At 42.2% G+C, this 20815-nt stretch carries 19 protein-coding genes and 2 pseudogenes; 11 read left to right on the top strand and 10 right to left on the bottom strand.

Translation table 11 applies throughout. The features are described from left to right. Positions 1-216: 216 nt before the first annotated feature. The 3 genes from ACMAZD_RS22765 to ACMAZD_RS22755 all read left to right on the top strand — a co-directional run bounded on the left by ACMAZD_RS22765 (position 217) and on the right by ACMAZD_RS22755 (position 3790). Positions 217-840: a helix-turn-helix domain-containing protein gene (locus tag ACMAZD_RS22765; protein WP_017105927.1), complete on the top strand. Its 624-nt coding sequence runs from the start codon at positions 217-219 to the stop codon at positions 838-840. Positions 841-1332: 492 nt separating this feature from the next. After that, positions 1333-2466 carry a glycine cleavage system aminomethyltransferase GcvT gene (gene gcvT, locus ACMAZD_RS22760; protein WP_435249591.1) on the top strand — a complete coding sequence of 378 codons (1134 nt, stop codon included), beginning with the start codon at positions 1333-1335 and terminating at the stop codon, positions 2464-2466. Between the two features lie 265 nt (positions 2467-2731). Beyond that, a complete protein-coding gene (locus tag ACMAZD_RS22755) occupies positions 2732-3790 on the top strand; it encodes a S1 family peptidase (protein WP_435249590.1) in 1059 nt (352 codons plus the stop codon). Between the two features lie 108 nt (positions 3791-3898). Here ACMAZD_RS22755 and ACMAZD_RS22750 read toward each other — a convergent pair whose 3' ends face one another. Further along, positions 3899-4225: a hypothetical protein gene (locus tag ACMAZD_RS22750; protein ID WP_435249589.1), complete on the bottom strand. Its 327-nt coding sequence runs from the start codon at positions 4223-4225 to the stop codon at positions 3899-3901. Positions 4226-4426: 201 nt separating this feature from the next. On the opposite strand from ACMAZD_RS22750, the gene ACMAZD_RS22745 reads away from it, so the two are divergent. Further along, a complete protein-coding gene (locus ACMAZD_RS22745; RefSeq protein ID WP_435249588.1) occupies positions 4427-4744 on the top strand; it encodes a helix-turn-helix transcriptional regulator in 318 nt (105 codons plus the stop codon). Positions 4745-4837: 93 nt separating this feature from the next. Here ACMAZD_RS22745 and arfB read toward each other — a convergent pair whose 3' ends face one another. Continuing rightward, the gene (arfB, locus tag ACMAZD_RS22740) at positions 4838-5248 is read right to left on the bottom strand and encodes an alternative ribosome rescue aminoacyl-tRNA hydrolase ArfB (protein ID WP_435249587.1); all 411 of its coding nucleotides are present in this window, start codon (positions 5246-5248) and stop codon (positions 4838-4840) included. A gap of 75 nt (positions 5249-5323) precedes the next feature. On the opposite strand from arfB, the pseudogene ACMAZD_RS22735 reads away from it, so the two are divergent. After that, positions 5324-5398: pseudogene (locus ACMAZD_RS22735) on the top strand (carotenoid dehydrogenase); the annotation flags it as partial. A 98-nt stretch (positions 5399-5496) separates the two neighbouring features. Here the strand turns inward: ACMAZD_RS22735 and ACMAZD_RS22730 are convergent. The 4 genes from ACMAZD_RS22730 to ACMAZD_RS22715 form a co-directional block, all read right to left on the bottom strand. Further along, on the bottom strand, positions 5497-7419 hold the full coding sequence (locus tag ACMAZD_RS22730; protein WP_435249586.1) for a diguanylate cyclase: 1923 nt from the start codon (positions 7417-7419) through the stop codon (positions 5497-5499). 236 nt (positions 7420-7655) lie between these two features. Then, positions 7656-9404, bottom strand: coding sequence for a formate--tetrahydrofolate ligase (locus ACMAZD_RS22725; RefSeq protein ID WP_435249585.1), 1749 nt, complete (start codon positions 9402-9404; stop codon positions 7656-7658). 294 nt (positions 9405-9698) lie between these two features. Then, on the bottom strand, positions 9699-11003 hold the full coding sequence (locus ACMAZD_RS22720; protein WP_435249584.1) for an inosine/guanosine kinase: 1305 nt from the start codon (positions 11001-11003) through the stop codon (positions 9699-9701). Positions 11004-11119: 116 nt separating this feature from the next. Further along, positions 11120-11596, bottom strand: a complete 477-nt coding sequence (locus tag ACMAZD_RS22715) for a CreA family protein (protein ID WP_435249583.1) — start codon at positions 11594-11596, stop codon at positions 11120-11122. 248 nt (positions 11597-11844) lie between these two features. Between ACMAZD_RS22715 and ACMAZD_RS22710 the strand changes: the two genes are divergently transcribed. From ACMAZD_RS22710 to ACMAZD_RS22700, 3 genes and pseudogenes are all read left to right on the top strand, one after another. Continuing rightward, the gene (locus tag ACMAZD_RS22710; RefSeq protein ID WP_435249582.1) at positions 11845-12339 is read left to right on the top strand and encodes a hypothetical protein; all 495 of its coding nucleotides are present in this window, start codon (positions 11845-11847) and stop codon (positions 12337-12339) included. Positions 12340-12398: 59 nt separating this feature from the next. Next, positions 12399-12751 (top strand): annotated as a pseudogene (locus ACMAZD_RS22705) (HD domain-containing phosphohydrolase); the annotation flags it as partial. A 481-nt stretch (positions 12752-13232) separates the two neighbouring features. Continuing rightward, positions 13233-13961, top strand: coding sequence for an HAD-IA family hydrolase (locus ACMAZD_RS22700; RefSeq protein WP_435249581.1), 729 nt, complete (start codon positions 13233-13235; stop codon positions 13959-13961). Here ACMAZD_RS22700 and ACMAZD_RS22695 read toward each other — a convergent pair. The 3 genes from ACMAZD_RS22695 to ACMAZD_RS22685 all read right to left on the bottom strand — a co-directional run bounded on the left by ACMAZD_RS22695 (position 13903) and on the right by ACMAZD_RS22685 (position 17237). Next, positions 13903-14118: a hypothetical protein gene (locus ACMAZD_RS22695; RefSeq protein ID WP_435249580.1), complete on the bottom strand. Its 216-nt coding sequence runs from the start codon at positions 14116-14118 to the stop codon at positions 13903-13905. The genes ACMAZD_RS22700 and ACMAZD_RS22695 overlap by 59 nt on opposite strands. A gap of 322 nt (positions 14119-14440) precedes the next feature. Beyond that, positions 14441-15865, bottom strand: coding sequence for a methyl-accepting chemotaxis protein (locus tag ACMAZD_RS22690; RefSeq protein WP_435249579.1), 1425 nt, complete (start codon positions 15863-15865; stop codon positions 14441-14443). Between the two features lie 148 nt (positions 15866-16013). After that, positions 16014-17237 (bottom strand): aromatic amino acid transport family protein, encoded by a 1224-nt coding sequence (locus ACMAZD_RS22685; protein WP_435249578.1) that lies wholly within the window; start codon positions 17235-17237, stop codon positions 16014-16016. 447 nt (positions 17238-17684) lie between these two features. Between ACMAZD_RS22685 and ACMAZD_RS22680 the strand changes: the two genes are divergently transcribed. From ACMAZD_RS22680 to ACMAZD_RS22670, 3 genes are all read left to right on the top strand, one after another. Beyond that, entirely contained in the window at positions 17685-17813 is a 129-nt protein-coding gene (locus tag ACMAZD_RS22680) for a hypothetical protein (RefSeq protein ID WP_017059831.1), read from the top strand. Between the two features lie 174 nt (positions 17814-17987). Next, positions 17988-18599, top strand: a complete 612-nt coding sequence (locus ACMAZD_RS22675; protein WP_435249577.1) for an ACP phosphodiesterase — start codon at positions 17988-17990, stop codon at positions 18597-18599. Between the two features lie 57 nt (positions 18600-18656). Further along, positions 18657-19928 carry a DEAD/DEAH box helicase gene (locus ACMAZD_RS22670; RefSeq protein WP_435249576.1) on the top strand — a complete coding sequence of 424 codons (1272 nt, stop codon included), beginning with the start codon at positions 18657-18659 and terminating at the stop codon, positions 19926-19928. Between the two features lie 128 nt (positions 19929-20056). Here the strand turns inward: ACMAZD_RS22670 and ACMAZD_RS22665 are convergent, their stop codons facing one another. Beyond that, positions 20057-20791: a TetR/AcrR family transcriptional regulator gene (locus ACMAZD_RS22665; RefSeq protein ID WP_435249575.1), complete on the bottom strand. Its 735-nt coding sequence runs from the start codon at positions 20789-20791 to the stop codon at positions 20057-20059. Positions 20792-20815 lie beyond the last annotated feature (24 nt).

Raw genomic sequence — 20815 nt, 5'->3', positions numbered from 1 at the left:
CATTTGTTACAAGCTGAAGTAGCATCTCTTCATCTAACAAGTCGTTAACATAGCTCCGATAAAATCAATTTTCAACAAAAATTTCCAATAGGAAACAACTTTTCTTGTTTTGCTACGGGGAGCACGCTTTATTTCTCTGTCTGCTCTTTAATCAACAAAGCGCTTCATGCAACAATGAAAGTAATAGACAGGAAGCAAGAAATTCATGAGGGACCTATGTCAGAAGACATTTATGATGAGTACCCATCTTTAACGTTGGCAAAGGAAACGTTAGACCAGAATATTGAACCACTTAGGCTTGGCCAGCGCATTAAAGATATCCGCGGCAAGCTTGGGATTACGCTAGAAGAAGCAAGCCAAAGAACAGGCTTGGCGCGTTCTACGCTCAGCAAAATTGAGAACGAACAAATCTCGCCAACCTTTCAGGCTATGCAAAAATTAGCGATGGGTTTGCAAATTGATATGCCTCAACTCTTTGAACCACCAAGGAAAAAAGTTGCAACAGGACGTCGTGACTTAACCAAGGCGGGGCAAGGAAAGCCACACCCGACACCGACTTACGAGCATGAACTGCTTGCCACAGAGCTATCTAATAAGAAGATGATGCCGTTTAAGAGCCGCGTGCGAGCTCGTACTTTTGAAGAGTATAATGATTGGGTTCGCCATGATGGTGAAGAGTTCTTAATGATCATTTCTGGTGATGTGATGTTCTACTCAGAATTTTACGAACCCGTACCGATGAGCGAAGGTGATAGCATGTATTATGATGCCAATATGGGGCATATGCTTATCTCGACCAGCGCAGAAGACGCGCTCATTTTGTGGGTGACTGCAAAATAAATTAACAATACTAGAATTTCTTATAGTGAATGCAAACGTTTGCATTTGTTTCGAACTTCAGATAATAGACGCGATATTGATGTGATAATCATCAATGTCGCGTTTTTGTATGTACGGAATAATTGTTTTTAAATTGTTAAATGTCACATTTTGAGCTGTTTGACTATTGTTAAGGGTGTAAAACTGACGCAGGCTTGTTTATTATAGTGAACACGGTTTACTCATGTTGATTGAAGTTTACTGAAGTGAATTCTTAGAAAGTGACTTGTAGAGCTTTTGTACAGCTAACCTAGTTTATTAAGCTAACTATATAAGCCTATATAAAGACAACACTTTTTACTATCTACTGTTTCTAAAGTTAAGACGTCAAGGTGACTAACGCGAATACGCTGAAGTGACTAATGGTGAGACTTATCGTTAGAAGCGACTCTAAATAGAGATATAAGCGGCAGACTCGATTTGGAAAGCCTGCAACGCTTCATGGAGAAGAAAATGACTCAAGAACACGCTAATCAAGACCTACTAACAACACCACTGCATGCACTTCACGTTGAAGAGGGTGCAAAAATGGTTCCTTTCGCTGGCTACGATATGCCAGTTCAGTATCCACTAGGTGTTAAAAAAGAGCACTTACATACTCGTGATGCTGCCGGTCTTTTTGATGTTTCTCACATGGGGCAACTTCGTCTTCATGGTGCGAACGCGGCTGCTGTCCTAGAATCTTTGGTTCCTGTAGATATTATTGACCTTCCTTCTGGTAAGCAGCGCTATGCGTTCTTTACTAACGAGCAGGGCGGCATTATGGATGACCTGATGGTTGCTAACCTAGGCGATCACTTATTTGTTGTTGTGAACGCAGCATGTAAGACACAAGATATCGACCATCTAACTGCGCATCTTCCTGCAGACGTAGAAATGGAAGTGATTGATGATCGCGCTCTATTAGCACTTCAAGGCCCTAAAGCGTCTGAAGTTTTAGCTCGTTTCCAACCAAGCGTTGCTGACATGCTGTTCATGGACGTTCAAAAAGCTGATATCGACGGCGTTGAATGCATCGTGAGCCGCAGTGGTTACACGGGTGAAGATGGCTATGAAATTTCAGTACCGAACGATCACGCTGAAGCGCTTGCTCGTAAGCTAACATCAGAAGCAGAAGTAGAGTGGATCGGCCTTGGTGCTCGTGACTCACTTCGTCTTGAGTGTGGTCTATGTCTATACGGTCACGATCTAGATACAACAACTACTCCAGTAGAAGCTAGCCTTCTATGGGGTATTCAAAAAGTTCGTCGTACTGACGGTGAACGTGCTGGCGGCTTCCCTGGCGCTGATATCATCCTTGAGCAAATCGCAACGAAAGATGTTCAACGTAAGCGTGTTGGTCTAGTGGGCCAAACTAAAGCGCCAGTACGTGAAGGCGCTGAGCTGTTCGATGCTGAAGACAACAAGATTGGTGTAGTAACAAGTGGTACAGCGGGCCCTAACGCTGGCAAGCCTGTTTCTATGGCGTACGTTCGTACAGACCTAGCAGCAATTGGCACGGAAGTTTTCGCTGACGTTCGTGGCAAGAAGCTACCAATGACAGTAGAAAAAATGCCATTCGTACCTCAACGTTACTACCGTGGCTAATCTGTTTTAAGAGAAACCACCAAGCTTAACCAAAAGCCTCTTGTTTGCTTCTCTGTATCGAGAGGTTTAACGGTAGGCTTTTTTGTTTTTCGCAAACGTATAAAACTTGGGATGATGAGCCAAGGTAAGTTGTTTATAAATTCGTTTATAAAATGAGAGATGTGGCCATATCGTTACAAATACTTACTTAATGATGATTAGTACGTGTTATGGTGGCGATTCATCCATTTTTTAAATAAGTAGTAGGGGTTACAAGGCGTTATCTATGAATGAGAACCATATAATGAATCCGGTTCGTAAGACCGTTCTTGGGCTTTTAGCGCCATTAATCTATACATCAACTGTTATGGCGACAGAAAACTCGGTCGTAAGTATTTCTGACGCGAGCGTAACACCTTATATCGTGAACGGTAGTGACGCTTCAGTGACTGAATTTCCTTCAATGGCGAGCTTGTTCATCGACCGTATTGATTACGATGGCGTCTATTCAACCGGGCCATATTGTGGCGCGACCATTTTAAACCCGACTCATATTCTGACGGCAGCGCACTGTATTTACGGCAATGAAGAAGGGCAGTTGTTTACTACTGTAGTTCCACAGCTCGAAGATACGTCTCAATTCCCTAACGGTAACATTCAAAAAGCGCGAGTTTCAGAAGTTTATTATCGCAGTGACTATTCAAATACGTTGAGTGATCTACTCCGTAACGATGTTGCCATTCTTAAGCTAGAAAGCGCAGTGAATATCGATTCAATTAACGATATTGTAAAACGCCCGAGTTCGGATGGTTATCGTCGTTTTTCAGAGGTATTTACCGCTGTGGGTCATGGTGATACACGCACTGGTTTTGACGGAACCACTTTACTACAAAAAGCAAGCCTCAATTATGTAGATAATGCGACTTGTAAAACGGTATTCGCTGCTGGTGATGAGTTAACAGAGAATCAAATTTGTTTTGTTGGAGGTGTAGAAGCTTTTGGCTTATACGGGGGCACTTGTCAAGGTGACTCTGGCGGTCCGGTTTACTGGAAGGATGGTTCTATTTACAGACAAGTAGGGATCACCAGCTTTGGTCCTGAAACGTGTGGTGGTAACTCAAGAGTAACGTCAGTATTCACTGAAATTTATGACTATGAAGCTTGGATAGACAGTGTTATTGCTGGAACTGAAACCGCTAAGTTTGTTTCTACTGATGCTAAGCGAACAGCTTATGTGAATGCACGTACATCATCTGGCTCTGGTAGCAATGGTGGTAGTGTTTCATTTGGTTTGCTAAGTATGCTGATGTTGTTCGCGGGTCTTAGAAAAGCCGTGTTACGTTAGAACTGCAATGTTTTGAACAAGTCGACGCTTTATCTAACGATAGCGTCGACTTTTTTATCTCTGCAGGTTTATCTGTTTAGTCATTTACCCGCTTAGTTGCTTAGTTGCTTAGCTGCTTAGTTTTACAACCGCTTTTCGGCTGTACCTTTCTAGAATCTCATCCATCTCTTTTATTGCATCATTGATGCTTTTGATTCCACCTTGCGTGACACCTTTTTCGCATAGGCTCAATGCAGAAAAAGCTCGTTTTAATTCCTTATCTTCTAACATGTTCCCGTGCAACAACACTTCTTTGTAGGTGAGTAGCCTATGCTGTATCGCGATAATTTGACTGCGGGTATTCTCTGATTCTAAAGCGTGCTTTATGCAAGGAAATGCCAATGTATAACGATTCGCAATTTCCAATTTGACGTCTTTGTTCTTCGCAATTTGCAATTTTTATTATTTCCCAACACTTGAGTAATCAAGTTTACTAGCCTGCACGTTCACGACCGATCAAAGTATGAAAGTTTATGAAACGTAACGTTTTTTTATAATCGCATAATATGCCTTTGATGGCGTATGTAAACCGTTACGAGTCAATATGGTCTGCTTCTTGCTAAAATTAGGTCATAACTGTCTAGTTAGGAGAAACTCATGTCACAGGAGCCCATCGTTATGGCGCTGATTGAGCGTAGGAAGCAAGCCAATTTGTCGCAAGAGAAGTTAGCCTCAAGTGCCGGAATGAGTTTAAAAACCTATCAACGTATTGAGCGAGGGGAAGCTGACATCAAAGTGTCTCAGTATCGTTCTATCACAAGAACCTTAAAATTGACGGATTTGGATGTCGTGCTAGATATTGTTGGTGCAACGCAAGCCACGGCGGAAGATGTTGCAGCGGTCAGTCGTTTACTGACCAGTGAAGAGAGAATGTTGTTGATCAAACTGATTTTATCAGTCAAAAAACAGCCATAGCGTTTGGGTCAAATAGGTTTCGTCTTTTATTAAAACAAATAAGTTACAACGGTTGTTTCATGAGTGACGTGTTCACTGGGGGGGCGGAAACAATTATTCTACTCTTCCGCGCAGTTGTTTGGTGGTACCTCTTTGTTTCTTTCCTTCTAAACGTCTTTTCTGAGAGCCACGTGTCGGCTTAGTTGCTCGTCTTACTTTTTGAACCTTTGTTGCTTCCAATATCAGTTCTTTCAAACGCACCAATGCATCATCACGGTTTTGTTCTTGAGTTCTATACTGCTGCGCCTTAATGATAATCACGCCATCTTTAGTGATGCGGCTATCTTTGTGTGCGAGGAGTTTTTCTTTATAGAAATCAGGTAGGGTGGAGTGTTTGATGTCAAAACGTAAATGTATCGCGCTCGATACTTTATTGACGTTTTGGCCTCCGGCTCCTTGTGCTCTGATCGCGGTTAACTGAAGTTCCCAGTCTTGAATCGAAACAGAGTTAGATATTTGTAACATAAACTTCCATTTTGAACGGTAATATGGAGTCATGATACTGAATATTGGTTATGGTATCAGTAACTTTCTTAAAGAGTGGTAGTAGTGATGAAAATAGATTTAACGGCGTATGAAGGATTAATCTTTGATATGGACGGTACGTTGACTGACATGACGCGCTACAAGATTGAATTTGGATTTGGAAGCAAGAGTTAGAGGAGTGAGTCGTGTTCTAAAAAGAGAACATGCCTTTAAATCTCGTGTCCTCTTTAGTCTAAGGGCTGGGTCTCGGCAAGTTCAGTCATCTCAGTATCTGGTAGTAAACATACGTTGTTACGTCCAGCTGCTTTTGCTTCGTATAGCGCTAAATCGGCACACTTGTAATTAAGACCAGAGTCGCCGGTTAGGTTAGTAATACCAACACTTACTGTGACGATGCTATCTAGTTCAAGGCTTATATTAACTCGAAGCCTGTTTAGCACGCCTTGGGCTTCTTCGATTGTTGTGTGAGGCAGGATTAAGCCAAACTCTTCTCCACCAATACGAGCTATAAAGTCGGTTTCACGACACTCACGCTGTAATACTTTAGAAACTGTTTGAATAACGCGATCGCCATAATCATGACCAAACCTATCGTTGATAAGTTTGAAATAGTCAATATCTAAGATCGCTAAACATGAGTCTTCTCGAGTAGGGTAGCGATTAATACGCGAACATTCATTCTTGAGCTCAAGATCAAATTTACGCCGGTTCCAACAATCTGCTAGCGCATCTTTCTCGCTTAGGTTTCTAAGTTTGTTCTCAAGCTCCTTGTGTTTACTGATATCGACAAATGATGCGACATAAAACTGAATCACACCTTTTGAGTCTTTAATCGTTTGAATTCGCAGTAGTTCAGTGATCAGAGAGCCGTCTTTACGGCGATTTACTACTTCGCCTTCCCATACTCCAGTTTTGGTAATAATGCTCGACATCTTTATGTAGAATTCTTGATTATAGCGACCGGAGGCAAACATCGAAAGTTGACGCCCTTTTACATCTTCCAAATCGTAACCACTCACGCGAGTAAACTCTTGGTTTACCTTGATGATTCGATTATTTCGGTCAGTAATTACCAAGGCTGACATGCCATTCATCGCAGCTTTAGCCAATTGGCTATCGATGCTGTTCTTCTTGTGGTTTCTATTCCACAGCACAAACCCAGCAGAAATCATCGATATCAGTATCGTTAAGGTAATGATCTGTACGATGATAGCGTGATGTTCTTGTTGAGACTGGTTACTAAACTGATGGTTTTTAACGTGAAGAACCATATAAATAGGCCCTTCAAACTGATCTATCTTAGGGCTGATATCCGAGTGGAAATACCAGTTTTCGCCATCAAAATAGCTAGAGGAAGTGTTGTCTTTAATTGCTTCCCATAATTCTGGATAGCGCTTGGCGTAAGTGATGTCAGCACGAGACTCAAGAACATGACCAAATGATTTTTCTGGGTCGGGGCCCATGATGACATGACCGGTTTTATTCAGAAATACCGGTACCGCAGAAGATGTTCCGATTTGATAATGCAGGCGATCGTAAATCTCAAGCATATTGAGGTTTGCAATAAAGTAACCAATGATGTGATTTTTAGATGTTACAGGGGTCATGATACGAAGGGCCGGAATTAACGGTTGAACTATTTCACCGTTTTTGACTTCTAGATCGATACCATTTGAACTAACTTGTCCAATTTCTAATTTTTGAAGAGTGTCAAAGTAACTGCGCGCTGATTTGTTTTGTAGTTCCTTGTCTGCAACGACTGTGGCTTGGTTGTCTTTGTAGTTGATGCGGAACACTTCATTTCCTTGAATATCGAGATAACGAAGCTGTGAGTAATATTTTTGTCCGCGAGCAAGCATCACCCATAAGTCTTGCAGCGTTTCTTTGTGAATCGTTGAGGGTTCTTCAATGGCACGAAGAAGGGTTTGTGACTTTGCTATGGAGGGAACTGAGTTAGATATCTGATCCATGATGACAGAAAGCTCGTGGAAGCTGTATTCGATTTGGTTTTGACTTGATTGCTTAATATTTAGCGTATGCTGAGCGTCTATCCGATCAAATTCAGAGTTAATATAGAGAGCAGGGACTAGTCCTAGGGCAAAAATGGTACATAGAAATTGGCTGACTAGTTTTTTTATACTCGTATTCATCACTGTCCTCAAAGAATCAGCGCAATACTATATATTTTATGGGGTTCTTAATGTGATCTTTACCCAGAACTTGATATTGGGCTTGCATATAACTACAATTTTAGTGCAACATTTTGCATTTAAGATTGATTTTTGAGCAATCACTTCGTTACAAAATCATTGCTCAACATGGGTCGCTGCTCTATATACGATTCAGTTTAATCGTGATTTTTTGCAGTTTACCTAGCTAAGGGTATCTAGCTTAGGCCGATGATATTGCCATTATTATCAATATCTAACGACATGAATGCTGGTTTATCCGGTAAGCCGGGCATGGCCATTACATTGCCACACAAAGCGTAGATGAAACCCGCTCCGGCACAAAGCTTCAGTTCTCTAACTGGTACATCAAACTGGGTAGGAGCACCCTTAACTTGTGCTTCTGTCGAGATTGATAGCGGTGTCTTTGCTAAACATACCGACAGTTTGCTGTATCCATGTTGATTGAATTCAGCGAGTTGTTTCTTGGCTAAAGGTGATAGCGAAATACTTGCTGCACCGTAACCGACCTCAGCGACTGCCATTAACTTTTCTTCTAAGCTCTGCTCCGACTCATAAAGTGGCTTAAAGTCGCTCTCGCTTTCACAAGCATTGACCACGGCTTGAGCTAACAATGTCGCACCTTGGCCGCCTTTACTAAAAGCTTCGCTGATTTCAACGGTCACATTAGGATCAAAGTCGGTGATCAGTTGTTTTAATGTGTTTAACTCTTGAATCGAGTCTTGTGGGAATTGGTTGATGGCGATAACGGCTGGCACTTGGTATTGCTTAACATTGTTGATGTGCCATTTCAGATTCTCAAAGCCAGCGATAAGGGCGTCTTGGTCATCATTGAAGATTGATTCTGGTAATGCTGCCCCCGGTCTCAAGTCGTATAAACCTGAATTGGCTTTTAAGCCGCGTAATGTTGTGACTATCACCGCGCAATCGGGTTTCTTATTCGATGCTTTAACCTTGATGTTACACGCTTTCTCAAAACCCATATCTGAGCCGAAACCGCCTTCAGTCACCACAAAATCACTCAGTTTGAGAGCAATTTTATCGGCAATAATTGAAGAGTTACCATGTGCGATGTTTGCGAACGGGCCTGCGTGAATCAAAGTTGGCACACCTTCAAGTGTTTGCATTAATGTTGGTTCAATTGAATCCTTCATTGTTACTGTCATTGCGCCTGCAACGTTGAAGTCATCTGCGGTTAATGGCGTACCTTGGTGGTTATAAGCGAGTACTACGCGACCAATACGCTTGCGCAGGTCTTGAAGGTCGTCAGCCAGCGCAAGAATGGCCATGAGTTCTGAGGCGGCCGAGATATCAAAGCAATCTTCGCGTTCAAAACCGTTGATTGTTTTATCTGCCTCGTTCTTACCGACAGTGATCATGCGCAGTGCACGATCATTATGGTCAAGCACGCGTCGCCAAACGATTCTGCTTGGGTCTATATCTAACGCCTTTAAGCCAGAGCGTGCTTCAAAGGCTTCTAACCCTTCACGTTGCTCATGATACAAGCGAGCGTCAATAGCGGCAGAGGCGAGGTTATGAGCCGCTGTCACTGCATGAATGTCGCCAGTTAGGTGGAGATTTAACTGCTCCATTGGCGCAACTTGAGAATAACCACCGCCAGCAGCGCCGCCTTTGACACCAAATACCGGACCCATAGAAGGCTGACGAATACACGCCATCGCAGATTGGTTAATTTTAGAGAGACCTTGTGCAAGGCCAATTGTGGTGACTGTTTTACCTTCACCGAGTGGCGTAGGTGTAATAGCAGTCACAACGATCAATTTGCCATCTTGTTGCCCAGACAGGCGTTCAAGGGAGCTTAAAGAAACTTTAGACTTATGGAGTCCTAGCGGTTGATGTTCATCTTGATTCAGGCCTGCTTGTTCAGCAACCCCACTGATGTTTTTAAGGGGAGTAGAGCGACAAATATCAATATCAGATAACATATTTGATCCTTATATCAGAACCGAAGGGTGGAACGTAAACTTTTGCGTGGCGATAGTGCTGCATAAATTTGCCAAGTAAAGGCAAAACACACGAATTATATGCTGGAAGATAACAGATCTAAAGAGTCATTGCGCGAGATTAAACCTTAAACAAACAAAATATTCGATTTGATTACCTCTAATTGTGTTTGCATAAACAACGAAGACAAAAAAGGGCTGCATATAGCAGCCCTTCGAGAATGGGTTATCTAACTAGGCGCTAACCTCAACTAGTCGACAACCTAATAGGGTCGATTAGCGATCCCAGTATGTTTCTTCTAAGCTATCTTCACGTTCCGGTAGGGCACGAGAAAGGCGAGGTGAGTGTTGGGTCAATACCTCGTAGCTTACACGGTTGGCATACTTACAAATTTGAGACAGTGACGAGTACGTTAGACAAGCGTGTTCGTGTTTCTCTGAGTTTGGCACATTCACGTGGTGGTAGCTGTTCGCTGCCATATCGTGTAGTAGTGCAGAAAGTGCACCGTCGCCTGCGCCATTGGTGTTCTTAATCTCAAGTGGACCACCTAGGTAAGGGCCAATGTGAGAGTATACTTTTACTGGGTTTACACAATCTTGCTTACGCATAGCACGACTAAATTCAAACTTGTTAAACTCAGGAATGTTACCTGGTAACAGCGGCAGTGTGGTTTCACGTTTCGCTAATTCGTCCGTGTAACCTGCCATGTACAGGCCAATAGGGCCAGCGGTACATAAAACAAGGTCAACCCACTCAAGCGCTTTATTTGCAGCGAGTAATGGATCTTTTTCACCGGTTAGTGCTTCACCTTCGTCTTCGTTCATCGCGACGATGGTGACGTTCTCTTTTAGGTATTCTTGCCACCATTCTGCATTACCTTCGATCACGTATTTAGTACCAAGCGTCAGTACAACAGGCACATTGTGAGCTTTCGCGTATTCAATCGCTTTTTGTACCGCTTTTGGCATTGGATCTTCTGGTTTGCCGCGCATTAGGTATGATGATACAACCAATGCAGATGCTTTTTCGAAAATTTGCTCAGGAATACTTTCAGGAAGCAGTTGATTCATCTGTCCTTCGTTGATCGCAAACGTACGTTCGCCATCTTCGGTAATTAGCGTGTAACAACGACCAATTGGACCATCAACTGTTTGTAGGTGGTTTAAGTTCATTCGAGAAGAGGTACGGCAAAGGTAGCGGTAACCAAACGAACCCACTTCGATTTTCTTAGACATAACGCCAAGCAGAACCGATTTGCTGTCTGCGAGAACAGAGTAGTTGTGTAGCGTGTTACCAATGGTATCGCCGGGATATTGATGCGTAATCAAACCACGTTCAACTAGTTCTTCGTACAGGGCATCGGCTTTACTTTCTTCCAGTACAAGCGAGTGACCTTTACTTAGTTCGTATTTTTCAAGGAACGCGTTGTCAACACGGGCTTCGATATCAACAATAGTTTGACCTACGCCGACAATAGTCGCGCGATGCAACTTTGGCGTTTGTTGAATTTGGTTGACCAACGGATCACGGGCGTGAGTTGGAAAATAGTGCTTAGATTTACGCTGTCCAGGAAACTTCATATGAAAAATACAGTGAAAAAATTTTGTCGCATGATATCACATTTTGTCTCTTTATCTTTCATTTTTATTACATTTTGAATCACCTGCACAATGTCTGTACAGGTGATTCAAGCTCGTTATTCCGTAGGAGTTAATGTAGCAGGATCAACGTAAGCCTTTGTACCCCATAGAGGAACAGTAGAAAGGCTGTGTTTGAAGCTACCTTCGGTTTCTTTAGTGGTGTAAGACAAGTAGAGCAATGATTGATTCTCTGCGTCGTAGATGCGGCGAACTTTCATTGTTTTGAAAAAGATACTTTTCGATTTCTTAAATACCACTTCACCTGATTTACTCTTATCTATTAGAGCAATCATTTCAGATGTTATTTCACCTGTTTGGCGACAAGAGATAGAGCTATCACTTGGATCCGAGAAGCTAAGGTTTGCTTCGATAGACGCGATATGGCAAGTCACACCCGCGATCTTATCGTCATCTAAAGAAGACATCTTGATATCTTTCATTGTGAAGAATCCAAGAGAGACGTCACCAACCTCGTTGTCTGTGCAGCCAGCCAACAATGTCATGATACCAACTGCTATTAAGGCTTTTTTCATAAGAAGTCCTTTTTATTTATATAGTTCTGTTTACTATAGGAATATTGAAAGCTTGAATACGAGTGTAGAGCTTTTCACCGAGTTCTTAAAGGATGTTGTTGGAGAATGAAAAATATGAAGCATTTAAAGTACTTGTTGGCCTTGGTCATGCTCTGTATCCTTTCTGCATGTAGCTCGGCACCTACGCCGACCATATGTCTTCCAAATAACTGTGATATTTGGGGTTACTAATCTTAGGTACTAAAAGAATGAATAACGAAATACCTGAAAGCGCACATAAGAAAAACCAATGGTTGTTTAGCCAACTCGACATCGCTTATCCCGCAAAGGAGAGCTTGCTAGGTCGAGAACTTTATCAAAGCAGACTCCCATCCAAGAATTACCAACTCCTCGCTCAAGATCAAATTCCTTCCCAAATTGATGAACTGCATAAAGTCGATTTCCATAAACTGACGGTACTTTTTTCACTTAACCAAGCCAGCGCGTATCAAGATGAAACCGAAAGAGCGCATATTTTGGAGTTCTTAAGCCAGATAATACTGTCGGATGAGCACGAGCTATTTGTAGGTACCGAGAACGGTGATGTGGTAGCGAGTGCGATTGTTACAGCGACTGACGATTCACTGCTGATCTCAGATGTTGTAAACCAGCATGATCAAGACTGCATTGGGTTTGCTAAACAGTTACACGAATTTTTGGCACAAGATCAAGCTTCTAGCTGTAAAGTATGGCTGGAAAGCTAAAGAGCCTTTGAGAAAGCGTTAATCTTCGTACAGTACTCCTTCTTTTAAAAGGGTCTTGTATGTATACGCTATTGATACCAATCGCTGTATTGTGTGTTAGCGCTTTTTCTACAGCGACTTACGCTAGCAACTGGGATATCAGCACATCTTAGTTATCCACTCCTATGGACCTTCCTATCAATGGACCACCGATTTACAAAAGGGAATAGATAGCGCGTTAAGTCAATCTCAAGTCGAAGTTAAACTTTCTATTGAGTATCTAGATACCAAGCGTATCAACAATTCAGAATATTACGACTCTCTAGTCAATTACTGTGAAACTAAGTATTCGGGTTATGACCTGGATGGTGTCATTGTTACTGATGATAACGCTGCAAACTTTCTTGAGTCCATAAGCTTTCTAATTGATCGAGTTCGAGAGAGAGTGTGGCTACCGATTTGATCCCCAGCTAACCAAACTGCTACTGAAACACCTGCCCGAGTTTGTCGCTATCCGAGATTCGTATCCCGATACTGGAACTGTAGAATATGCGTCTGTACCTTCGATTGAAATTAAGGTAGTAGAAGAGTCGGTTGTTAGCTAACTCTCGCTCTATCTGAATGGTCTACAAGTCTTGGTTTCTTTATCAATTCACCCTAAACCGACTAGGACGTGGCAATGTATATTTTCCACTGAAATTAAGTCGTTTATGCAAACCTTGCAGTATTTGGTTTTGCAGATTTGGGGTTAATTTAGTATAAAACAAATTGCTTATTTCGAGCCGTAAGGTGATTAAGCCCATATTTCGCGAAGAGAAATAAGCCTGTATCTGTAAACTGTTATCTCAATCATCCCGCACATTGCAAGAACACTATAGGATAAAACTTGAATTCAATGCGAGTGAGAGAGATCTATGCGATTAGAACAGACTAAATGTGTAATTTTCGATTGTGATGGAACACTCATCGATAGCGAAAAGCTTTGTTGCCAAGCCTTGGTGAATGTATTCACCGGCTTTGGGGCGGAGCTAAACGTTAATGACTGCTATGCCCACTTTCAAGGTGGAAAGCTGGCTGATATCTTGATGGATACTCAAGAACGCCTTGGAATGTCGATATCCGTTGATACGCTTGAACCTATCTATCGCACAGAACTTGAAGCGCTTTTTGAACGTCATTTGAAGCCTATGGATGGTGCGATTGAGTTGATTGAATTTCTCAAACGACAAGACATCGAGTTTTGTATCGCTTCAAATGCTCCTAAATCGAGAGTCGAATCATCATTAGCGATTACGGGTATGTTCGACGACTTCAAAGGGAAAGTGTTTTCGGCTTTTGATGCAAATAGTTGGAAGCCGGAGCCTGACCTGATTATGTATACCGCAATTAACATGGGGTTTTTACCAAACGAATGTATTTATGTTGACGACACGGTGAAGGGTATTGAAGCTGGAGTTCGTGCTGGGATTCAATCTTTTAGATTACGACCAGCGATTGAAGATTCATTGAATGATGATCCAGAAGCCGACATAGCAGAGCTAGCGGCTCAGGATATTTACAGTTTGGAAGAAATTTCAGTTTGGATTAATGGCAAGCATTGCTCAACGAACGGTATACCGAACTCTGGAGTTTTGGTGGGGTAGTGCCTATTTGAAGGCTGACTATTTTACTAAATTGTTTAGTGTGGAAACCGCAAGATGCGCACGTAAACTTCTCTCCGCTTTCTGAGAGCAGATATTCGTCGTGTTGGCATAGAGGGCATGTGATGTCTTCGTTGTTTGGTGCTTCTTTATTATTCATTATGTCACCTGCAGCAAGAGGGTAAGCGAAAATAAGACCCGTTTAACTAGATTACTCCTAAGCTCGATTATTAGACAGTTTTGCCCCTTCATAATCTCTCCTTTGCGACTTGCTTCATGGTAATGATAATCTCATCCTTAAAGACCATGCATTTACTGTAGTAATTAGTGGAGGTTGTTATTAATGGAAGTTGTTATTAACGGTCACCAATAAAAAAGGACTCATTGCGAGTCCTTCTAGTTTGTTTTCTCTTCACGTTAACTGGAAGCCACTTTAGCGTTGGCTTTGAACGTTATAGCTTTGAACGTTATAGCCTCGAGCCTTAAGTTCGGTATCTAGCCAAAGTTTTAGATAGTGAAACTGACGCTTCAGTTAGCTTAGAGACGCCATTTGAAGAGTTTTGAGCTACATCTTTAATCACATCAGATTGGCTACGGATATCGTTAAGTTCTGCTGCAATCGTGTTAGCTACATTACTTTGCTCATCGGCCGATGTAGCAATCTGGATACTCATGTCCATAAGCGCTTGAGCTGAATCCGCAATAGAGTTCACGTCATCACCGATATTTGAAATCAGTTGGCTACTGGTTTGCGCTTGATCAACTGTTTGTTCTGTGATTTTAGCGATGTTTTGGCTTTCTTGTTGCAGGCGCTCAATCATCGCTTGGATTTCAACGGTAGCTGACTGTGTTCTGCTTGCCAGCGTTCGTACTTCATCCGCAACAACTGCGAAGCCACGACCTTGTTCACCCGCACGAGCCGCTTCAATCGCAGCATTCAGGGCAAGTAGGTTGGTTTGCTCTGAGATAGCGTTGATCGTCGTGATCACTTCATTAATTTGGCTGGTGTTCACATTTAAGCTGGTAACTGAAGATGAGGTTTGCTCTATCAGAGAAGAAAGAGTGCTGATCTCTGAAATTGCTTGTTGAACCTTCGAGTGGCTATCGTTGACCTGCTGTGCATCTTGTTCTGTTTGTTCAGTTGAACGTGCAGAGATATTCGACACTTCGTTAGCTGATGCCGTCATTTGGTCCATCGCGGTTGCAACAGAGTCAAGAGACGCGTTTTGGCTCATGATTTGTGTTTCGCTGCGCTTCATCTCTGTTTCTAAAGAAGCCGACGTTTCACTGAGTGTCACGGCACTGTGGTTTACGTTATTCACTAGCTCACTTAGCGTGTCCATTGAACGGTCAAGCGCGCAACCAATCGTACCAAACTCATCACGGCCAGGGTGGAAGCCAAGGCGTGAGGTTAAGTCACCGTCACCAATCTTCTGAGTGGTTGAGTAAAGAACCCATAACGCACCACCTAGGAAGGTCGCAACCCAGTAACAGAAAAGACCAAAAGGCACACACCACAAAAGACTGAGTAAGAAAGTGTACAGTGCTTGCTGCTTTTGGTTATGTGTATCGTTATTTGAAACGGTAAGAGAGTAGTAGTTGCCGTCTTGTGCAATAGCCGTTGCGGTAACCGCGCCATTGTTAGAAATGATGGTTTCTTGAGGACGAGTTTGTTGGCTAACAAGACGAACAGAGGCAGGGGAATCTGATGCAGATAAAATGCCTTTGAGTTGATACTCAACCTGTTGTTTTGCACTCGCGTCAATTTGTTCCATTTTATTGACGTAGCTAAGTCCAGCTAGGCTTGCCACAGCGGCAAAAAAGATTAAGAAAATGACCCAAAACTTGTCGTTGATAGACATTTTAATAAACAGTTTGTCTATCGTTCGAAATTGTACTTCTTTCATAAAAACTCCACGGTAAATCCTTTACCGTGGACTCTAAATAACCGACTTCAATAAAAATGTGATTATGATCAATTAATTATGAAAATTAATGATATCAATATATCGTTCATGAGATCTCAATCAAGTATTTTTAGCTTATAAAGGTTTACTAGCCTAAAGAAGGTAGTAAACCTACTGAAATAAGGAATTGAATTGCAATGATAAACACGCCAACGCTACCCGCTAAAAACAACGCTTTGCTTCCACCTAATACTTGGTAAGTCTCTTGAGTATTTTGGCCATCAACGGCGAAATCAGTGTAACGAACTTTGTAAACCATCACTGTCGGTAACAAGATTGCAAGTACTGCTAGTGCGATTGCTGCGTAACCCAGTGCCATGATAAAGCCTTGTGGATAGAATAAAGCAAAGCCAAGTGGTGGAACGAAAGTTATCAATGCCGTTTTGACACGCTTAGCGCTGCCTAGCTTATTGCTCAATGAATCGCCCATGAATTCGAATAGGCCCAAGCTCACGCCAATAAATGAGGTGAGAAGTGCAAGATCGGCAAACACACCAACGATGACGCTAAGGTTAGATTGATGAACGGTCTGTGACAGTGAGATTAACAGTGCGCCCAGGCTTGTGTCCGATAATAGCTGCTCTTGGCTAATCACACCTAAAGTCACGCTCTGCCAGAAAACATAGATGACCAAAGGCAGTGCGGATCCAATAATCATGACCTTACGCAGAGAGCGAACATCGCCATCAAGGTATCGAACAATCGAAGGGATGCTGCCGTGGAAACCAAAAGAGGTGAATACAACCGGAATAGCCGCAACAATCAGGCCTTGTTGTAAAGGCATGCTCATTAGGTACTGAGAAGTAATGTTAGGTGCCAGAAAGCTAAGTACTAGAACCATCGCGATTAGCTTTAAGCCAAACAAAACACGGTTAACCTTATCAACACTGTGTGTACCAATCGTCACAACGCCAGCAACTAACAGAGTAAATAGAAGGGTTGTGATTTGGCCGTTGAGTTCAATACCAGCAATATCAGAAATACGTTGGTTGAATTGAGCACCGCCGCCCGCAATGTAGGCAGCACATAAAGCGTAAAACAGAAACATAACGGCGAAGCTCGCAATCCACTTTCCTTTGGTCCCTAAAATTGTTTGAGCTAAAGTGTTTAGGGTAGCGTGCGATTCTGCGAATTGATGAAGCTCTACCATTAATAAAGCGGTAAAAGTCATCAATGCCCAAAGACATAACATTAAGAAAAGCGAAGTTGTGAAGCCAATACCTGCAGACGCAAGTGGAAGAGCGAGCATGCCTGCACCAATAGTGGTGCCTGCAATGATCAAAGTACTACCAAAAACCTTTGATTTATTCATTGTATATAATTCTTTACGTAAGGGTGTGTTTTTATTGTAATTCTTCTAGATTAAGTTCATAAACCCAAAGAATATCTCGATTTTTAAGTATTCTGATTGAGTTTTATTCCAAATGCAATCTCTAATGTAATTAAAAATAACCACTGTAAATTAATCGTTACACTGGCGAGTGCTCAATGCATCGAAAATGCCTAAGCAAACGTTTTACCATGATCGGCTTCAAAATTTGTAGAGTAATTTGTTGTACTTGGTGTAAGGTGGCAGTACATATGTCGTTCGCGTATACCCCTTTGACGTAAACAAGCGTTAATGATCGCGAGTAGCTTCAAGCTATAAATATGGAATGGGTAGAGTAGAGTGCGTTCATCAAAGTGACATAATATAAGTCCAAGATGGTGCACTAGTTAACAGGACATTATGTCCACATCAAGGAATAGAGGGGGCACTATGAGTGACCAATCTTATAATGACGAAAGTCTTGAGTTGTTAGATGCTATGGAAATTGGCATTGATTTATCTGACTATGAACAAACAGTTAAACAATTAGCAGAAGAACTTTTTAAGTCTTCGAACTAAGTTGTATCTGAACTAAAGGTTTCTGTAGTTCAACGTTCTCAAATTAGGCAATTCTTAAACTGAGCAAATCTCATTCGCTCACACCTCATATCAAAACTATCCTCATTAAAGTTCGCGAAGTTAAACGAGTACGTTTACCATGTTACTTAGTTCTCGATACTTTAATGAGGTTCAATGAACTTTCTCGCACACCTACACATCGCCCAACATTGCAACAGTAACTTAGCCGGTAATCTGTTAGGTGACTTTATTAATGGTGACCCTAATAAACACTATTCAGATTCGCTTTCTAGCGGGATAAGACTTCATCGATTTGTCGATAGTTATACCGATCGTCATGATGCATCCCGTAATGCAAAATCTCTCTTTTCAGATCAAACAAAGCGTTTTGCTCCTATTGCTCTCGATGTATTCTGGGATCACTGCTTAGTCAATCATTGGGGGCAGTTCTCGACACAATCGTTGGAGCAATTTTGTTCAGATAGTCATCAGCAGATTTTCGAACATCAAGAGTCACACTGGCCTGAGAACTTCATTACTATTCATCAAAAGATGGTAGAACAGCGGTGGTTGGAAAGCTATCAAGACATGTCTTACATTGAGTTGGTATTACAACGAATGGCGATAAGAAGGCCTAAGCTAGGTATGCTCAAAAACTGTTATGACGACCTAGAACGTCACTATGATAAGTTGCAGTGTCACTTTAATGAGTTATATCCAAGTGTTTTAGAAGAAGCAAACCTGTTTAGTGCGCTTCAATTGACGAAAAATCAAAAGGAAAGGTAAACAGCGTAATGCAGGTTTGCTACAATCCGCGCCTATTTAATCTTTGAGCATCATACTATGTCTGAACCTACTAAACCTTTTAACCAACTTGGATTGTCTGACCAACTGCTTACAACACTCACCGAGCTTAACTTTACGGCTCCAACCAGTGTTCAAGAGCAAGCGATTCCATTGGTGCTAGAAGGCAAAGATGTATTGGCTGGTGCGCAAACGGGTACGGGTAAAACGGCAGCATTTGGTTTGCCGATTATTCAAAGATTAATCGAGACTAAAGACAACGTTATTCCAAACCCGAAGCTCGTTCGTGCACTTGTATTAGTGCCAACACGCGAACTAGCGCAGCAAGTGTTTGATAACGTAACCAGCTACGCAAAAGGTACCGACATTAAAGTGGTTGTCACTTACGGCGGCGTTAGCATGAAGGTTCAAACTGATAACCTACGTGGCGGCGCAGATATCTTAGTGGCAACGCCTGGTCGTCTTATTGACCACATGTTCACTAAGAACATCATGCTGAGCCACACTGAAGTGTTGGTGCTTGATGAAGCGGATCGCATGTTGGACATGGGTTTCATGCCTGATATTAAACGCATTCTTTCACGCATGAATGAAGTACGTCAGACTCTGTTCTTCTCTGCGACCTTCGATAATAAAATAAAAGCGCTTGCGCATCGTATGATGCAGTCGCCAAGTGAAATTCAAGTGACGCCTAAAAACAGCACCGCGGACACGGTTACCCAGATGGTTTATCCCGTCGATAAATCACGTAAGAGTGAGCTACTGGCTTACCTGATCGGTTCAAAGAACTGGCAACAAGTGTTGGTATTCACTAAAACAAAACAGGGCACGGATGCTCTAGTTAAAGAGCTTAAGCTTGATGGCATTAAAGCGGCGTCAATCAATGGTGATAAGAGCCAAGGTGCGCGCCAAAAGGCACTGGATGATTTCAAATCAGGTAAGGTACGCGCGTTGATTGCGACTGACGTGGCAGCTCGTGGTATCGATATTCAGCAACTAGAACAAGTTGTGAATTACGATATGCCATTCAAAGCCGAAGATTACGTTCACCGAATTGGTCGTACAGGCCGCGCAGGCAACAGCGGTTTAGCCATTTCTTTGATGAGTCAGGACGAAGCTTACCTACTGGGTGACATTGAACGATTGCTGGATACGCGCTTGCCTCAAGAGTGGCTAGAGGGTTTTGAACCAAGCCTTGAAAAAGATGTGGCACCTGATCGCGGTGGCCGCAGTAAGAGTCGTTCATCGGAGAAACGTAAGATGAAAGCCAAGCTTAAAATCCATCAAAACCGTGGTAAAGCACGTCGCTAATAAGCTGACCTAAAGCACTCGATTAAAGATCTACACATATAAAAACGCACCGTTACAGTTAGTTCTGTAACGGTGCGTTTTTATATCAAGTAAATTAATTGACGATCAAGTCAGACAAGAGCATTCGATTAATGGTGTTCTTTATTGCACTTCCACACGCAAGGGACTTCGTAAATCAGCTCTTCAATCGAGCTTGGATTCAAGACCCATTCTTCACTGATATTGAACGTACTGATCATTTGCTTGTTGAACAATTGCCAATGTTTTAACAATGCTTCTTCAGGCGTCGATTGCATGTCACCCTCATTCCACGTGCTTTCCATGAAAGGGGTTAGGCATACCGCTCCATGCGCATACATGATCATTTGCCATTTAATTTCATAAATGTTGATCAAGTTATCTGGGTTCGCATCGTTATATTCTTCTGCCAACCTATTAATTTCTTCTTCGATATCACCAACATTGTCGATAAAGTAATCGACCAAGTTGTCTTTTTGGCGAACAGAGTCGGTGATAAGTTGCATCGGTTTGCGTGTGTGAATCATGTTGCTAAAGAGACGCATACTAAATAAATAGATAGTAATGTTTGGTGCAATGCCTTTTGGTAACTCTTCCACTATCTTAGCAATATAAGACTGAAAATATTTATGTAAACAATCACTTATGGCATGCCAGATCTTTTCTTTGCTACCAAAGTGATGGCGGATAAGACTATGCGAGACGCTTGCTTTTTCGCTGATATTTCGCAGCGAAACGCTATCATAACCATGCTCACAGAACATATCCGCAGCAACACTCATGATCAAAAATCGAGTCTCTTCGGCGTCTTTTGCGCTTCTTCTACCTTGTTTCTTTTCTGTCATCTTCTTTTCACACATTTACCTAAT

Source organism: Vibrio sp. nBUS_14, from assembly GCF_051201655.1.
GTDB lineage: Bacteria > Pseudomonadota > Gammaproteobacteria > Enterobacterales > Vibrionaceae > Vibrio.
This window is presented reverse-complemented; position numbering and strand designations above follow the sequence as displayed.

Bases quoted from the DNA above. Each gene is read 5' to 3' on its own strand.
- ACMAZD_RS22765 (WP_017105927.1), top strand. From the start codon at position 217: ATGTCAGAAGACATTTATGATGAGTACCCATCTTTAACGTTGGCAAAG.
- gcvT (WP_435249591.1), top strand. From the start codon at position 1,333: ATGACTCAAGAACACGCTAATCAAGACCTACTAACAACACCACTGCAT.
- ACMAZD_RS22755 (WP_435249590.1), top strand. From the start codon at position 2,732: ATGAATGAGAACCATATAATGAATCCGGTTCGTAAGACCGTTCTTGGG.
- ACMAZD_RS22745 (WP_435249588.1), top strand. From the start codon at position 4,427: ATGTCACAGGAGCCCATCGTTATGGCGCTGATTGAGCGTAGGAAGCAA.
- arfB (WP_435249587.1), bottom strand. From the start codon at position 5,248: ATGTTACAAATATCTAACTCTGTTTCGATTCAAGACTGGGAACTTCAG.
- ACMAZD_RS22730 (WP_435249586.1), bottom strand. From the start codon at position 7,419: ATGAATACGAGTATAAAAAAACTAGTCAGCCAATTTCTATGTACCATT.
- ACMAZD_RS22725 (WP_435249585.1), bottom strand. From the start codon at position 9,404: ATGTTATCTGATATTGATATTTGTCGCTCTACTCCCCTTAAAAACATC.
- ACMAZD_RS22720 (WP_435249584.1), bottom strand. From the start codon at position 11,003: ATGAAGTTTCCTGGACAGCGTAAATCTAAGCACTATTTTCCAACTCAC.
- ACMAZD_RS22715 (WP_435249583.1), bottom strand. From the start codon at position 11,596: ATGAAAAAAGCCTTAATAGCAGTTGGTATCATGACATTGTTGGCTGGC.
- ACMAZD_RS22710 (WP_435249582.1), top strand. From the start codon at position 11,845: ATGAATAACGAAATACCTGAAAGCGCACATAAGAAAAACCAATGGTTG.
- ACMAZD_RS22700 (WP_435249581.1), top strand. From the start codon at position 13,233: ATGCGATTAGAACAGACTAAATGTGTAATTTTCGATTGTGATGGAACA.
- ACMAZD_RS22695 (WP_435249580.1), bottom strand. From the start codon at position 14,118: ATGAATAATAAAGAAGCACCAAACAACGAAGACATCACATGCCCTCTA.
- ACMAZD_RS22690 (WP_435249579.1), bottom strand. From the start codon at position 15,865: ATGAAAGAAGTACAATTTCGAACGATAGACAAACTGTTTATTAAAATG.
- ACMAZD_RS22685 (WP_435249578.1), bottom strand. From the start codon at position 17,237: ATGAATAAATCAAAGGTTTTTGGTAGTACTTTGATCATTGCAGGCACC.
- ACMAZD_RS22680 (WP_017059831.1), top strand. From the start codon at position 17,685: ATGAGTGACCAATCTTATAATGACGAAAGTCTTGAGTTGTTAGATGCT.
- ACMAZD_RS22675 (WP_435249577.1), top strand. From the start codon at position 17,988: ATGAACTTTCTCGCACACCTACACATCGCCCAACATTGCAACAGTAAC.
- ACMAZD_RS22670 (WP_435249576.1), top strand. From the start codon at position 18,657: ATGTCTGAACCTACTAAACCTTTTAACCAACTTGGATTGTCTGACCAA.
- ACMAZD_RS22665 (WP_435249575.1), bottom strand. From the start codon at position 20,791: ATGACAGAAAAGAAACAAGGTAGAAGAAGCGCAAAAGACGCCGAAGAG.